The sequence below is a fragment of the Campylobacter sp. IFREMER_LSEM_CL908 genome (assembly GCF_025771545.1).
GTDB lineage: Bacteria > Campylobacterota > Campylobacteria > Campylobacterales > Campylobacteraceae > Campylobacter_D > Campylobacter_D lari_D.
This window is the reverse complement of sequence record NZ_JAKMQK010000002.1, coordinates 60,794-76,559: the sequence shown is the minus strand read 5'-3', so window position 1 is coordinate 76,559 and position 15,766 is coordinate 60,794. Positions and strand designations below refer to the sequence as shown.

Annotated in this window: 15 protein-coding genes and 1 pseudogene; 3 read left to right on the top strand and 13 right to left on the bottom strand. The window is 31.2% G+C overall.

Going from position 1 to position 15,766, the window contains the following annotated elements; translation table 11 throughout:
• The first annotated feature begins 2 nt into the window (after nt 1-2).
• Nucleotides 3-830 carry a CPBP family intramembrane glutamic endopeptidase gene (locus L8U04_RS01185; protein WP_263709247.1) on the top strand — a complete coding sequence of 276 codons (828 nt, stop codon included), beginning with the start codon at nt 3-5 and terminating at the stop codon, nt 828-830.
• A gap of 3 nt (nt 831-833) precedes the next feature.
• On the opposite strand, the gene bioC is transcribed toward L8U04_RS01185, so the two are convergent.
• Genes bioC through L8U04_RS01170 form a run of 3 tightly spaced genes read right to left on the bottom strand, consistent with a single transcriptional unit; the run spans nt 834 to nt 3,264 of the window.
• Nucleotides 834-1,532 (bottom strand): malonyl-ACP O-methyltransferase BioC, encoded by a 699-nt coding sequence (gene bioC / locus L8U04_RS01180; protein WP_263709223.1) that lies wholly within the window; start codon nt 1,530-1,532, stop codon nt 834-836.
• The gene (locus L8U04_RS01175; protein ID WP_263709222.1) at nt 1,517-2,143 is read right to left on the bottom strand and encodes a pimeloyl-ACP methyl esterase BioG family protein; all 627 of its coding nucleotides are present in this window, start codon (nt 2,141-2,143) and stop codon (nt 1,517-1,519) included. The genes bioC and L8U04_RS01175 overlap by 16 nt, the downstream gene beginning before the upstream one ends.
• Nucleotides 2,140-3,264, bottom strand: a complete 1,125-nt coding sequence (locus L8U04_RS01170; RefSeq protein ID WP_263709221.1) for an aminotransferase class I/II-fold pyridoxal phosphate-dependent enzyme — start codon at nt 3,262-3,264, stop codon at nt 2,140-2,142. Before L8U04_RS01170 ends, L8U04_RS01175 begins: the two co-directional genes overlap by 4 nt.
• A gap of 130 nt (nt 3,265-3,394) precedes the next feature.
• Here L8U04_RS01170 and L8U04_RS01165 point away from each other — a divergent pair, with 130 nt between their 5' ends.
• Nucleotides 3,395-4,663, top strand: a complete 1,269-nt coding sequence (locus L8U04_RS01165; protein ID WP_263709220.1) for an adenosylmethionine--8-amino-7-oxononanoate transaminase — start codon at nt 3,395-3,397, stop codon at nt 4,661-4,663.
• Here the strand turns inward: L8U04_RS01165 and bioD are convergent.
• From bioD to L8U04_RS08330, 5 genes and pseudogenes are all read right to left on the bottom strand, one after another.
• Nucleotides 4,637-5,209 (bottom strand): dethiobiotin synthase, encoded by a 573-nt coding sequence (gene bioD / locus L8U04_RS01160; RefSeq protein WP_263709219.1) that lies wholly within the window; start codon nt 5,207-5,209, stop codon nt 4,637-4,639. The genes L8U04_RS01165 and bioD overlap by 27 nt on opposite strands.
• Nucleotides 5,210-5,216: 7 nt before the next feature.
• The gene (locus L8U04_RS01155) at nt 5,217-5,531 is read right to left on the bottom strand and encodes a DMT family transporter (protein ID WP_087699706.1); all 315 of its coding nucleotides are present in this window, start codon (nt 5,529-5,531) and stop codon (nt 5,217-5,219) included.
• Nucleotides 5,531-5,878 carry a DMT family transporter gene (locus tag L8U04_RS01150; RefSeq protein WP_263709218.1) on the bottom strand — a complete coding sequence of 116 codons (348 nt, stop codon included), beginning with the start codon at nt 5,876-5,878 and terminating at the stop codon, nt 5,531-5,533. The genes L8U04_RS01155 and L8U04_RS01150 overlap by 1 nt, the downstream gene beginning before the upstream one ends.
• 62 nt (nt 5,879-5,940) lie before the next feature.
• Nucleotides 5,941-6,465 carry a methyl-accepting chemotaxis protein gene (locus L8U04_RS08335; protein ID WP_375154850.1) on the bottom strand — a complete coding sequence of 175 codons (525 nt, stop codon included), beginning with the start codon at nt 6,463-6,465 and terminating at the stop codon, nt 5,941-5,943.
• 690 nt (nt 6,466-7,155) lie between these two features.
• Nucleotides 7,156-7,659, bottom strand: a pseudogene (locus L8U04_RS08330) (cache domain-containing protein); the annotation flags it as partial.
• Nucleotides 7,660-8,121: 462 nt separating this feature from the next.
• Between L8U04_RS08330 and L8U04_RS01135 the strand changes: the two are divergent.
• On the top strand, nt 8,122-9,156 hold the full coding sequence (locus tag L8U04_RS01135) for an isoaspartyl peptidase/L-asparaginase family protein (RefSeq protein WP_263661971.1): 1,035 nt from the start codon (nt 8,122-8,124) through the stop codon (nt 9,154-9,156).
• On the opposite strand, the gene L8U04_RS01130 is transcribed toward L8U04_RS01135, so the two are convergent.
• From L8U04_RS01130 to L8U04_RS01110, 5 genes are all read right to left on the bottom strand, one after another.
• Complete coding sequence (locus L8U04_RS01130; protein ID WP_133319514.1) at nt 9,153-9,575, bottom strand: Sua5 YciO YrdC YwlC family protein; 423 nt, start codon at nt 9,573-9,575, stop codon at nt 9,153-9,155. The two genes, L8U04_RS01135 and L8U04_RS01130, sit on opposite strands and share 4 nt — an antisense overlap.
• Nucleotides 9,572-12,835 (bottom strand): carbamoyl-phosphate synthase large subunit, encoded by a 3,264-nt coding sequence (gene carB, locus L8U04_RS01125; protein ID WP_263709217.1) that lies wholly within the window; start codon nt 12,833-12,835, stop codon nt 9,572-9,574. The genes L8U04_RS01130 and carB overlap by 4 nt, the downstream gene beginning before the upstream one ends.
• 97 nt (nt 12,836-12,932) lie before the next feature.
• Nucleotides 12,933-13,904 (bottom strand): catalase, encoded by a 972-nt coding sequence (locus L8U04_RS01120; RefSeq protein WP_263660462.1) that lies wholly within the window; start codon nt 13,902-13,904, stop codon nt 12,933-12,935.
• Nucleotides 13,905-13,993: 89 nt separating this feature from the next.
• On the bottom strand, nt 13,994-14,737 hold the full coding sequence (gene mreC / locus L8U04_RS01115) for a rod shape-determining protein MreC (RefSeq protein ID WP_133319511.1): 744 nt from the start codon (nt 14,735-14,737) through the stop codon (nt 13,994-13,996).
• Entirely contained in the window at nt 14,727-15,764 is a 1,038-nt protein-coding gene (locus L8U04_RS01110; protein WP_012662095.1) for a rod shape-determining protein, read from the bottom strand. Before L8U04_RS01110 ends, mreC begins: the two co-directional genes overlap by 11 nt.
• Nucleotides 15,765-15,766 lie beyond the last annotated feature (2 nt).

The following is a 15,766-nucleotide window of genomic DNA, read 5'->3' as shown; positions in this document are numbered from 1 at the left end:
GGATTTTATATGTTAGCTTTAAGCACTCATTTTTTTTGGCTACTTCTTTGATATTGCTTTCATTTGATAAAGTCAAAATTTCGTATATTTTTTTACTCTTTTCAGTCTTGTTGGGATATGTATTTAAAATTATAGATATAACTTTTATAGTGATTAATGTATTAGTTTTTATAACGGCTATATTGTATCAGTATAAAAAAATTTTCATATTAGAAATAGCTTTATTTATCTATGCTTTAGCTTTATTTCTTCATTTTATCCCTGGTGTAAATAACATCAAAGTTTTAGATCAAGTTTATGCAAGCACAAATAGCGCACCTTTTAATCTTTACTTTAGTATTGACAAACCACTAGGGGTTTTTATACTTTTTATACTTTTTCCTATTTTATTTAAAAACACAAACTACACCAAAGCTTCAGCGATAAAATGGAGCTTATTGCTTTTATCTCCTATTCTTTTGCTGTGCGTGCCTTGGTATTTGGGTGTTATCAAACTAGAAATAAGCATACCATCATGGATTTTATATTTTTTATTTTCAAATCTTTTGTTAGTTGCTTTAGTAGAAGAAGCTTTTTTTAGAGGTTATCTCCAACAAAGACTTACACAATTTATTCACCCCAATCTTGCTTTATTAATCGCAAGCATAGCTTTTGGATTAGTGCATTATAAAAGCGGTGTTTTGATGATTGTATTTGCTAGTGTTGCAGGTGTGATTTATGGCTTAGCTTATAAATACTCAAAAAGCTTATGGATGAGCGTATTGTTTCACTATGGATTAAATTTAATCCATTTGATATTTTTTACCTATCCATTTTACTTAAAACATTAGCGATTATAGTTTTCTAACTAGAAAAAATAAAGGATGATAAGTCAAGGTATTTTGAAATTCTTTTTCATAGTTTTTTAAAAATGCCTTGCTTATAAAAAATTTATCACTCAAAGCATTTACTCCGCTTAATTTCAAATGCCTAAAAAGCTCCAAAGTATCATCAAATTTTAACTCTTTTAACTCTTCTTTTGCTTTTATGATCTTAAAATTTTTAGAAAGTTTTTGCCTAATTTGCTCTAAAGTTAAATATTCAAGTGATAAATTAGTGCTTTGTTTTATTTGAGTGAAATTTTTTTCTCCAAAAGTAGAAAAAAGCAAAATACCATTTTTATTTAGCATGCTTGCAAGATTTTCTAAAAGCTCATCTATCTTTAGCCACTGCATGCAAGCATTTGAAGCTATAAGATCAAATTTTTTCGTATAAAAATGATGATTTTTAAGTTCATTCATATCAAAAACACCAAATTCATCAAACTTACAAGTATTTTCAAAAGGATAAATATCATTTAAAAAATAATGCTTAAATTTAATACACTCTTGCAAAGCCTTACTAAAAACCCCTACTCCACAGCCAAACTCAAATACCGCTTTAAAATCGCTCAAATCATTCTCACTAAGCATTTTACAAAGCTCTTTAACCATGTCTTTTTGCACTGGTGTATTTGCGCTATAAGTATCTTTTGCTCTTATGAAAGTTTGCAAAGCTCTTCCCAAGTGTGGTATTTAAAAAATGCAAAATGTGGCTCATCGATAAACATTGCCTTTTCTTTGAAAAAATTTAAAACATGCTTTGGTGGAAAGATTTTATCATCTTTGCTAATTATCGCTTTATCCCAAGTGAAATTTTCATTTAAATCCTTAGTGCAAAACTCATATAAGCTTAAAAGTTCTGCTTTTAAATACTCGTTTTTTTCAAAGTAAAATTCATCACTTAAACTCATTCTTTTTTCAAGCAAATTTGCTTTAAAATCCTCTAAAGCAAATCTTTTTATCGTAAGTTTAAAAATGGCTTTTTTAATCCCAAATTCATCATTTATAGGTAAATTTGTGCCATTTATGGCTATTTTTTTATAAAAATTTATATCTTTTAAAATTTTACTCGCCACGCAAACCCCCATAGAAAAGCCAACAAGAGTGATTTTTTCAAATTTATTAAAATCAATTTCCCAATCAAAACTCGTATAATCATACACCATTAAAACATTTACATCACTTTTTAAATGCGTAAAATGGCTAAAATGCGAGCAAAACCCTGAAAAAAATAAAATCAACTCAGATGAATTTGCATTTTCATGTAAAAAATGAGTTTTCAAAGTACCTCCAAAACCTTTTCTAAGTCTTTTTTCACTAGCCCAGCATGCAAAGAAAAGCGAATTCTAGCTGTATTTTTAGCTACGGTTGGCTCTTTAATAGCAGGTGCGAAAATACCATTTTCTAAAAGCTTTTGTGAAATTTCACTAGCTAATGCATTTTGCCCTAAAATAAAAGATATCACATAAGCCTCACCTAAAACTACACCTTTACTTGCTAAAGCATTTTTAAACCAAGTACTTAACTCTAAAAGCTCTTTTCTTTGAGCATTAAATTCATGCAAATGCTTAAAAACATGCAAAGTCCAAGCTACATTGATAGGCGCAATAGCAGTTGAGTATATAAAAGCTCTTGCTTTATTGATAAAAAAATCTTTTTCATTACTTATCATGCAAGCTCCCATGGAAGCTATGGCCTTACCAAAGGTAAAAACTAAAAAATCCACTTCCTTTTCTAAGCCCAAAAATTTCACATAACCCAAACCATCATCTCCAAAACAACCTATGCTATGAGCTTCGTCAATATAAATTTTGATATTTTTAAACTCTTTTTTTAAATTTATGAATTCTTTTATAGGCGCAAAATCTCCATCCATACTAAATAGCGCTTCACTTATGATGATAATATTTTCAAATTCTTTATAATGTTTTTGCACTAAACTTTGCAAATGCTTTATATCATTATGCTTAAATCTTATAAATTTAGCCCCACCAAGCCTTAAACCATCGATGATACTTGCATGCACTTGTTTATCTGCTAAAAACAAAGTATTTTTAATGCTTGCTAAAGCTTGCAAACAGCTAACATTTAAGGCATAGCCGTTGTTAAAATGCAAGATTTTTCTGCCTAGCTTAGCTTCTAAAAAGCTTTCAAATTCATCAAAAATCGCATAATTTCCACTCAAGCTTCTTGAGCTTGAACTAGAAAATTCAAATTCTTTTAAATGTGTTAAAAAATCTTGCTTCAATGCTTTTTCATTGCTTAAATTTAAATAATCATTGCTTGCTAAATTCAGCAATTTTTGCTCATTATAAATAACATATTTTCCCTCATGTTTTAATGAGCGTAGAATTCTAAAATTATCTTGTTGTTTTAACTCATCTAAAATTTGTGCAATTTGCATACTCAACCTATTGTTATACTATTTAAATATTTAATTATACAAAAAATGTTAAAAGAAGTGATTGTTATTTTTAAGATAGCACATAAGCTTAATTGTAGTATCATTAGTAATAAAAATCAAAGAAGTAAAAATGAATTTAAAAGAACTAGACTTAAAACACATTTGGCACCCTTGCACGCAAATGAGCGATCATGAGTTTTTACCTTTAATACCTATAAAAAAGGTCAAGGGAGTGTATTTGTATGATTTTGATGAAAAATCCTACATAGACTGCATTAGCTCTTGGTGGGTAAATATCTTTGGCCATTGTAATGAATATATCAATGAAAAAATCAAAGATCAACTTCAAAATTTAGAGCATGTTATACTTGCTGGTTTTTCACATGAGCCTATCATAAAGCTTTCACAAAGACTTTGCAAGCTTTTACCTTTTGATAAATGCTTTTTTGCAGACAATGGTAGTTCAGCCATAGAAGTGGCTTTAAAAATGAGCTTTCAATACCACTTAAACAATGGCTCTAAAAAGGATAAATTCTTATCGCTTAGCAATTCTTACCATGGAGAAACCTTAGGTGCATTAAGCGTTGGCGATGTAGCACTTTATAAAAAAACCTATGAGCCTTTACTTTTAAAAAGTATCACAACGCCTGTGCCAACAAGCAAGGATTATACAAAAGAACTTGAAATTTTAGAAAGCATTTTAAAAAATCATCATCATGAAATTTGTGCTTTTATACTTGAGCCTTTACTTCAATGTGCGGGCAATATGCATATGTATGAGCTTGGGTATTTAGATGAGGCGGTTAAACTTGCTAAAGATTATGGCGTGCAAGTGATATTTGATGAGATAGCCACAGGTTTTGGACGCACAGGGGAAATGTTTGCGCTTGATTATTGCTCACAAAGTATTGATTATATATGTCTTTCTAAAGCTATCACGGGTGGGTATTTACCACTTTCAGTGGTGCTTACTAAAGATGAAATTTATGAGAAATTTTATGATAGTTATGAGAGCCAAAAGGCCTTTTTACACTCTCACTCCTACACAGGTAATGCCCTAGCTTGTGCAGCGGCTAATGCGACTTTGGATATTTTTGAAAAAGAAAATATCATCACAAAAAATAAAATCAAAAGTGCTTTTATAAAAACTCAATGGGAGAGTTTAAAAGAATTTGACTTTTTAGGAAATTTTAGAAATTTAGGCATGGTAAGTGCATTTGATATACAAAAAAGCAAATATCAAAGAGCAGGACTTGAAGTCTTTCAAAGAGCCTTAGAAAAAGGCTTGCTTTTAAGACCACTTGGAAATACAATTTATTTCATGCCACCATATGTTATAAATGAAGATGAAATTGCTTATATAGTGCAGTCTTTAAGAGAGATTTTCAAGGATTTTTGAAAGTTTTTCACACACTTTATCATCAAATTCTATGATAGGAATTTTAGCATAATTGCTTATAAAATCCTTGCTAAAAGTATCTTGAGTTTTTAAGATTAAAGCAAGGATTTTAATATCTCTTTGTTTTAGTGCTTCTATGCTTAAAAGTGTGTGATTGATACTTCCTAGATAGTCTTTTGCGACTAAAATCGTAGGGTGCTTAAACGCACTCATATAATCAATCATTGTTTTTTCATCATCAAGGGGCGAAAAAAGCCCACCAGCTAGTTCGATAATGAGTTTTTCACTTTGTGGAATTTGTATATCAAAAGCTTTATAATTTAAATTCTCTAAAATCCTACCTTTGTGCGGTGAAGCAGGGGTTTGTAAAAACACACCTTCTTTGAAAATCTTAGTTTTTGGGCTAAACTCAGCTACTACCTCACTATCTTTTGGCGTGCCTGCTTGGATAAGCTTAAAATAATCAAAACCCAATTCTTTACAAATTCTAGCACTTAGATAAGTTTTGCCAACATCTGTGTCTATACCGCTAATGTATATTTTCATTTTAAACCTATGAAAGTATTTTTAAACCCACGGTGCAAGCAATGATAAGAGCAATCAAAAAAAGCTTTAAAAAGCTTTTGCTTTCTTTATAAAACAGCACCCCTATGATAACCCCGCCTGCAGTTCCAGCTCCTGTCCATATAGAATAAGCCACACTCATAGCAATACTTTGCATGCTAAGGCTTAAAAATCCAAATGAAAAAGCAAAACACACTATCAAAGCTAAAAGATAAAGCTTATTTTTAGTGCTTACAAGTTGTTTCATAATAATCACGCCAAAAATTTCAAAAGCAGTCGCCAAAAACAAAAAGAACCATTCCATTACTTAGCTTCCTTGCTAAGGATTTTAAGGCCTATGATACTTAAAAGCAAAATGGCTATTAAAGTAAGCTTGGTAATAGAACTTGGCTCATTGAAAATAAACATCTCATTAAGCACCACTCCAACCGTGCCAATACCTACAAAAACACTATAAGCAATACTTACTTCAAGTCTTTCACAAGCTTTTAAAAAACATGTAAAAGATATACAAACTCCAATGGCTGTTAAAGCATAATGCCAAATTTCAGTAGAGTATTTTAAACCACTTACCCAAAAACACTCAACCAAACCACCTAAAATTACCATAAACCAACCAAAATTAGAGCTTATTTTTGTTCTTTCAATCATAATCTACCTTTTTTAAAAGTGCAAATTATAACCAAAATTACAAAATAATAAGCTCCTTGGTATTAAATTTTCTTACTTTCTACCTCTTTTAATATATCTTGAGAAATATCCCCTACTTCTTTAGTAGTTTCATTAGTAAAATTAGCTATTTTTACATTTTCTTTTGTGACATCTTCTAGTTGAATTATCGCATCATTGATTTGTGAAATACTTTGAGTTTGTTCATGCATTGATATAGAAACATCATTAACACTTTGAACTAAAATATTTACATTAGCTTCTATCTCACCTAAACTTCTTTCTGTCTTTTCAGCCAAATGACGCACCTCATCAGCAACCACAGCAAAACCTCTGCCATGTTCGCCCGCACGAGCAGCTTCTATGGCAGCATTTAATGCTAATAAATTTGTTTGTTCTGCTATATCCTTGATCACATTTACTACTTCTTTAATATTTTCAGCTTGAGAAACAACCTCTGTAGTTTTACCTCCAACATTTTGCATAGAAATGTTTATTTGCTCTACTGCTTTTATGGATTTTTCCAAAGAATTTGATTGAGAATAAGTTCCATCAACAAGTTTTTGCATAAATTCTTCTAGTTTTTCACATTGTATAGTTAGTTTATGTGCAAATTTAGAAGAAGAAATCAACATCTTTTTGATTTCTGAACCTAAAACATTTGTTGTTATTTCTACACTTCCTTTTGCATTTTCAACTTGTGTTGAAAAATCTAAAGCCTTATAACTTTCAAGCACTCTATCAAGCTCGTTGATGTTTGATCCTATTTTCTCTTCTAAAATATCAAGTAATTCATTTAATACATTTTTTAACTCTATTAGTTGAGGATTTATAGGATCATTATCAATTCTAACAGATAAATCTCCAAGCTCTATCTCTTTCAACTTTTGAACACTTTCAAACACAGCCTTCTTATCTTGCTTTAAATTCTTTTGGATATTTTTTATACCATTATTGATTTCTTTACCAATAATAGCAAATTCATCATTTCCTTTGATATTTAAATCTATATCTTTCATATCGCCTTTGTAGTTTAAACTTTCAAAAAAATCTTCTAAAGCTTCTTTAATAAATATAATTTTCTTAAGAAAATGCTCTATCATACCACCCAAAATAACGATAATAACAAGGACAAAAATCACACCAAATATAACTTGGGTAATTAAAAGTCCGTTTAAAACCTCATCATAATCACTCAAAGCATTAGAAGAACACAAAGTTAAAGAATTTTCTCCCATAATACACACAGCTAAGCGTTCTTGACCTTTAAGTTTATACAAAATCAAATCAGTAGTTTCATTTGGAGTTACACTTGCAACATTAACAAAATTTTTTAACACTTCTTTAACTTCATTGTCTTCATAAAAATCTATATTAGCAGAAGAATGAGCTATCATTTCCTTTCTTTCATTGATTAAAAACACATTATTACTTGCAGTAGTTTTTAATCTTCCAAAAGCATTGCGTATATCATCTAGAAAAAACTCACCTGCTAAAACTCCATAAAATTTCCCATCAATAACAATCGGAATTGACACTGACAAAGCTATTTTTTTAGTTACGACATCTAAAAAAGGTTCTGAAATGCTTACCTTATTTTTATTTTTTGCATTTTGATACCACACGCGTTCTCTAGCATCAAAACCATCTTTTTCTTGATTTAAAATAAAATGTTTTCCTTTAGAATTAATATCTACATCAATTAAGCTACCATCTTTTTCATACCCAACATAAATAGCATTAAAAGAATAAAAACCAAACATCTTTTCTAAAAAAGAACCAATATATTCCTCACTTACATTTTTATGTTCAATAATATTTGCAGCGATTTTTTTAATATTCTCTATCTTAGTATTGAAGTATAAATCTGAAAAATTTTTTCCATTTTTAACACTTTCTTGCTTTCCACTTACAATACTTTGAAGAATATCCGTTTTAGACGAATAATAATTTAGTCCAACAAAAATACCAAATCCAACAACCAAAATCAAAGCTGTGAAAAATGATATTTTCTTAGCTACAATAGTTTTAAACATTAAAATACCTCCTAATTTTGCAATAAATATAAAAACATTTTAATTAATTTCTAAAAAATTTTTCAAAAATAACACCTATAAAAATAAAAAGTAGAATTTTTGTCCTAAAAATACTCATTTATTAATTAAATTTTAGTTATATTTAATTTTTATTAAATATAATAAATAATTTTAAAAAAGGAGTAAATAATGAAATTTTTAACCTGTAGTAAAAGAATTTTATTGACATTAACTAGTTTAATATTTTTACTAAGCAATAATGTCTTTGCAAAAAATTTTGAACCTATCATCGTTATACATGGTGGAACAAGTGGCTTAGGACTTACCAAAGAAGAATTTGCCAAAAGAGAAAAGGTAATGAAAGAATCTTTAAAAGCAGGTCAAAGCATACTTGAAAAAGGAGGAAGCTCGGTTGATGCAGTTATAGCCGCTATTAAAGTAATGGAAGATAGTCCTGAATTTAATGCTGGGAAAGGTGCTGTTTTTACCTCTGATGGATTTAATGAGCTTGATGCATCTATAATGGATGGAAAAAATTTAAAAGCAGGCGCAGTTGCTATGGCTAGGACGATTAAAAACCCTATAGAAGCAGCAAGACTTGTTATGGAAAAAACACCCCATACTTTAATAGCGGGCGAGGGTGCTGATAAATTAGCCAAAAAACATGGCTTAGAAATAGTAGGACAAAAATACTTCTTTACAGAGCACAGATACAAACAACTTCAAGAAGCTAAAAAAAGCAAGGAAGTTTTATTAGATAGTGATAAGGCAAAAGCTCATCTTGGTGTAAGCACCGAGCCATATTTAGGCACAGTAGGTGCAATAGCTTTAGATAAAAACGGCAACCTAGCAGCAGGTACAAGCACAGGTGGCACTACAAATAAAATGACAGGACGCATTGGGGATTCTCCTATCATAGGAGCAGGAAATTATGCAAATAATGACTCAGTAGCAATTTCTTGCACAGGAACAGGTGATATTTACATAAGAGTAGCTGCAGCTCATGAAGTTGCGTCTTTGTATAAATACAAAAAACTTTCAGTGCAAAAAGCAGCCCAAGAAACCATCAAACAAGTTGCAAAACTTGGTGGTACAGGCGGAATTATTTCAATAGATAAAAATGGAAAAGTTGGTTATGCTTGGACTAAAGATAAACTTGGAATGTATCATGGACAAGCAAAAATCGGCGAAGAGCCAAAAGTATTTTGGCCGCTTGGAAATTAACGCAGTTTAACTTTTTTAATGCCTCGAAGTTTAAAAATCTTTGAGGCTCCACTTTCAAAAAACTTTTCATCTACTATTTTATCTGCATTTTGCATAGCCCAATTTAGATCAAATTTTTTTCCATGAATGTTTGCAGAAGTAGAATAAAGCCAATCAAACTTTTTTAAAAATTCCTCATGAGTGCAATCTTTCACAACGCGTATTGCTTTAGAATTAGGATATAAAAAAGTAGTTTTTTTGGATTTTCTAATAGTATTTTTAAAATAATTTGGCACTCTTGTAAGTTTTTTAAGCTCACTAAATTTAGCCGTAGTAATTAAACAATCTTGCTTTAAGGGCCTTTTTTTTAAAGTATTAAGGGCTTTTAAGTCCTTACTTAAAAACCCTGCTGTTGTATCAGTTTGAGCAAGATAAATCATGTTTTTAAGTATTCTTGTAAGCTCTTTACTTCAAGACATGATTTATTTTGTATAGCTTTGATAGCTTTAATCCCCGCATAAGCTGCTCTTAGATTTGTAAAATATGGGATTTTAAAGCGTAAAATATTTGCTCTAATTTTTTTAGTGTCGCCTTTAAAACTATGCTCATCGCTAGTATTTATAGCAAGTTGAATTTGAGAATTTTTTAATTTATCCTCTACATTCGGGCGTCCTTCAGAAATTTTATGCACAAACTCACACTCCAAGCCCGCTTCTTGTAAAACTTTATAAGTTCCACTCGTAGCAATGATTTTAAATCCTAGCTTAATATACTCATTAGCTAAATCTACTGCATATTTTTTATCTTGCTCTCTTAGTGATAAAAACACATTACCACTTTCTGGTAAGAAATTTGAAGAAGCAAGTTGGCTTTTTGCATAAGAGTTATCAAAATCTTTACTTACTCCCATAACTTCACCGGTTGAGCGCATTTCAGGTCCAAGCTCAAGATCGCTTCCGCTAAGTTTAGCAAAAGGAAATACCACTGATTTTACACTAATATGTTTTGGCTTTTTAGCTCTTAAAATTCCGTTTTTTTCCTCTACCACTTTAAAGGTGTCATAAAATTTCAAGCTTTCTCTTAAATTTCCTTGCCACATCACGCGTGTTGCAACCTTAGCTAAAGGAATTCCTGTGGCTTTGCTCACAAAAGGCACGGTTCTACTAGCTCTTGGGTTTACTTCTATCATATAAAGTTTATTATCATAAATAGCAAATTGTATATTTAAAAGCCCTACTACACCTAAATTTAAAGCAATATTTTTTGTTTTGTGCTCAATCATTTCAAGCATAGCTTCATCAATATTTACAGCAGGTAAAGAGCAAGCACTATCACCTGAGTGAATTCCTGCTTCTTCAATATGCTCCATAATACCTGCTACATAAACTTCTTTTCCATCACTTATCGCATCTACATCAAGCTCAGTTGCATTATCTAAAAATTGATCGATTAATACCGGAGATTTATCACTCACATCTACTGCTTCTTGCATATAAAGTCTAAGCTCACTCTCATCATGCACTACACGCATTGCACGACCACCCAAAACATAACTTGGTCTAACAAGCACAGGATAACCTATCTCATTTGCTTTTATAATCGCTTCTTCTACACTTATGGCTGTACCATTTTTAGGTTGATTTATACCTAGATCTTCAATAAATTTAGCAAATTTCTTTCTATCTTCAGCTAAATCTATTACCCTTGCACTTGTTCCTATAATCTTTGCTCCAAAAGCACTAAGGCGTTTTGCAAATTTAAGCGGAGTTTGACCACCAAAATGCACTATCACTCCATCGGGTCTTTCTCTATCAATAACCGCTCTTAAATGCTCAAAATCAATTGGCTCAAAATACAAAATATCGCTTGTATCATAATCTGTTGAAACCGTTTCTGGGTTACAATTATACATTATAGTTTTTACACCCATATCTTTTAGAGCAAAAGAAGCATGCACGCAAGCATAATCAAACTCAATGCCTTGTCCTATGCGGTTTGGTCCACCACCTATAATCATCACTTTTTTATCTTTTTTATCTTTACTTTCTTTTACTTGCGTAGCTTCATTTGTATTAATACTTGAGTATAAATACGGGGTCAGTGCTTCAAATTCTCCTGCACAAGTATCTACTTCACTATATTGAGCGATGATTTTGTGTTTAATTCTTGCATAATAAATATCATTTTGGCTTAACTCAAGATTATCTTTTTGATTAATTAAGCTAGCAATTTTTTTATCTGAAAAACCTAAGGTTTTAGCTTTTCTTAATAGTTGCTTATTACTTAAAATATCCATATCTATTTGATTTTCAAATTCCACTATTTCTTTGATTTGGTTTAAAAACCAAGGATCTATTTTGCAAAGCTCAAAAAGCTCTTGTGTGCTAAAACCTTCTCTAAAAGCTTGTGCTATATAAAGCAAGCGTTTTTCATTAGCTTGGCGGATTTTTGCTAAAAGCTCATTTTTATCACATTCTATAGTATCAAACCCACTTAAATTTCTCTCAAGTGAGCAAAGTGCTTTTTGAATGCTTTCTTTAAAAGTTCTCCCTATAGCCATAACCTCACCCACGCTTTTCATAGCAGTGCCAAGCTCTGTGCTTGCATTTGGGAATTTTTCAAAAGTAAAACGAGGAATTTTAGTTACGATATAATCAATTACCGGTTCAAATGAAGCAGGAGTTCCTGTGATATCATTTTTAATCTCATCTAAACTAAATCCAACTGCTAAAAGTGTAGCTACCTTAGCTATAGGATAGCCCGTAGCTTTACTAGCTAGGGCTGAAGATCTTGAAACCCTAGGGTTCATTTCAATAACTATCATTCTACCATTAGTTGGATTGATAGCAAATTGCACATTTGATCCACCTGTATCTACTCCAATTTCTCTTAAAATAGCAAAAGAAGCATTACGCATCGCTTGGTATTCTTTATCAGTCAAAGTTAAAGCAGGAGCTATAGTAATAGAATCGCCTGTATGAACTCCCATAGGATCGACATTTTCAATAGAGCAAACGATAATACAATTGTCATTTTTATCTCTAATGACCTCCATTTCATATTCTTTCCAACCAAGTAAGCTTTCTTCGATTAAAATTTCATGGATAGGGCTTAGCGCTAAAGCAGTATTTGCAAGTTCTGCAAACTCATCCATATTATACACCACGCCACTTCCTGCACCACCTAAGGTAAAAGAAGCTCTAATCATCAAAGGAAAACCAATCTCATCAACAGCTTTTAAAGCTTCTTCATAATTATACGCATACATAGATTTTGGTAAATCCATGCCAATTTTTTTCATGCATTCTTTAAAAACTTGTCTGTCTTCGCCTTTTTTAATCGCTTCAGGATTTGCACCTAAAAATTTTACATCTGCAAGCTCGCCACTTTCATAAACTTCCATAGCAACATTCAAAGCAACTTGGCCACCCATAGTGGGTAAAATCGCATCGATTTTTTCTTTTTTGATAATACTTAGAATACTTTCTTTGGTAATTGGTTCTATATAAGTTGCATCAGCAAATTCAGGATCTGTCATAATCGTAGCCGGATTAGAATTGATCAAAACTACTCTATAACCTAGCTCTTTTAAAGTTTTTGCCGCTTGAGTTCCTGAGTAATCAAACTCACAAGCTTGACCTATAATGATAGGCCCGCTGCCTATTAATAATATATTTTTTATATCTGTTCTTTTTGGCATGTATTTTCCTAAGCTGAATTTTTAGCCAAATTATAACAAATATAAGTTTTTTAGAAGTTGAATTTAACAAAGAATTTAGCTCTTAAAGAGCTAAATTTTATTGACGCTTACCAAAAGTTATAGCATAAGCTTCATTTCTTACATCAAATAAAGGATCTTGTGGTGGATTAACCCCTTGAGGTACATCCGAAGGAAAATATACATCAAAATTACAATCTTCATCGCTCAAGGCATTAACCTTAAAAGTCCCAACTAGACTTTCTTTGTGCTTACCACTCCATAAAGCCGTTGTTTCATTGGTAATATCATTTTTATTTGCATATACTAAATACATTTTATACTCAACCGGCTTATTAGCTTTTACACGATTTTGGAAATCTTCTTTTAAAAAATCACTACTCGCACTTTTCATTTGTGCTTCATTTAAATATGCCACACCTTCACTTGGAACTAATTTCCATCTTGCTGGTAAATAGTTTTCTCCGTTTGCTTGTTTAAAATAAAAAGTATGAATACTAAAAAATGGAGTATTTGCTACACTTTTACTAATGCCAATTTTATCAGTATATGCAGCAAAATTTCTATAAGAATCAACCTCTTGCATCATCTTGCTTATTTTTTCTTGATCGACTTTACCATTTACAGGAAGTCTCATTTCAAAAAACTGACCGAATTCTTTAGGATTTTTTGCGAAATTTATTTCTGTATTTAGCATAACCATAGTCCAAGAAGCAGAATCTTTAGGATCAGTAATTCTAATAGCCATACCTCTTGTTTTGCTTTTATCATCTTTAAAAGCTCCACCCAAAGAATATCTTACTTGGATTGGCAAACTTTTTTGTGTTAACAAAGGCACATCAACTTCTTTATTAATAGACAAAGCTGGCTCAAAAGTTCCCATAGCACAAAAGCCTTTTGCATGATTAACTTTTGCTTTTGGATTTTTAGGATCAGCATTAAGTTGATAAAAAATATCTGCTATTTTTTGTGCATCATATTCCACTTCATTTGCATAAATAGCACCACTTAAACAGCAAAAAGCTAAACAACTACTGATATATTTTTTCATTTAATCTCCTAAATTTTTAAAATTCGGAGATAATTCTAATATTTAATAGTAAATAATAATTTATATCAACTAAAATAAATAACTTTTTATTAAAAATTTTCTACCATATAAAAATAACTTGGTACTTTCATTTTTACATAAGGTTTAACATATGCATTTTGATAGGCGCCTTCTTCTTCTATTTTAAAAATTTCGCCTACTGGAATTCCTGAAAAGAAAATCTCATCTAAGCCACTTGTATAAACCTTATCGCCCATTTTAAGTTCAAGCCATTTAGGAATATATTTAACTAAAACATAATCATTTCTACCATGAGCTATACCTGGTGCTTGTTCCTTACCTATATATACGGAAAAAATACACTCTTCATCACCTTGTAAAAGTCCCAAAGCTCTACCATTTTTTTCTATAACTATGCCTGCTGTATAGCCATTATAAATTAAGCCTTTAATTTTTCCTTTATAATCCACATCAAGCCAAACCTTATGATAATCGCTAATTTGAGCATAAGAAGTTGCCTTAACTAAACTAACATTAGGATAATAAAAACTTGAATTTTTATCACTTAAAATATTGTTTAATTCATTGGCAAAGTTTTTCATATAGATATTGTTTTTTTCAAGTTCAGCATTTCTTTCTCTTAATTTTTTAATTTCTTGAGCTTGATTAAAATGCTCATTAAATTTATCTTTTAAAAGATTAATGCTTTGAGAAAACTGATTAACAATAGCAATATTTAAATCTAAAACATTTCGTTTTATTATATCTCCATAATAAAACGAAACAAACACTAAAAAAGATAAAATTAAAACACTAAGAATTTTACTCTTCATTCGTTAGTTGGTGCAATAAAGAAATTTCTTCCAAAGCTTTACCTGTGCCTTTTGCCACTGCTAAAAGTGGCTCATCAGCTACATATACTGGAAGTTTTACAATTTCAGATAAATATTTATCAAGACCACGTATTAAAGCTCCGCCTCCTGTTAAAACAACACCATTTTCAACAATATCAGCTGCAAGATCAGGCGGCATCATTTCAAGAACGATTTTTAATGCATCAGCAATTTCTTTTAAATGCTCACGCATAGCCTCTCTTACATCTTCACTTGTTAACTCTATTCTATTTAACAATCCTGTTACTTGATCGCGTCCTTTAACTACCATAGAAAGCTCTTTTGGAAGCTGAACTGCTGAGCCTATTGCGATTTTGATTTCCTCGCCCGTTCTTTCACCTATGACAAGATTGTATTTTTCTTTTACATAATTTACTATACTAGTATCAAGCTTATCACCAGCTGTTCGGATAGATTTTGAAATCACAAGACCACCCAAAGAAGTAACACCAATTTCAGTAGTACCACCGCCAATATCTACCACCAAGCTCCCTTGAGGCTCTCTAATTGGTAAATTTGCACCAATAGCTGCTGCCATAGGTTCTTCTATCAAAAATACTTCTCTAGCACCCGCACTTAACGCACTTTCTCTAACTGCCTTTCTTTCAACTTGAGTTAAACCATAAGGAACTGAAATGATAATTCTAGGTCTTAAAAAAGATTTTCTTCTATGAGTTTTTTCTATAAAATAACGGATCATTTTTTCAGTCATATCAAAATCAGCAATCACACCATCTTTCATAGGACGGATTGCTTCGATATTACCTGGGGTTTTTCCTACCATTTCCTTAGCTTCTTTTCCAACAGCTAAAATTTTAACCCTACCATATCTTTCACGCTCTACCGCAACAACCGAAGGTTCATCAATCACTATACCTTTATCTTTTACCAAAACTAAAGTATTTGCAGTACCTAAGTCAATCCCCATATCACTTGAAAAAAATCCAATTATTTGATCTAAAATCATTC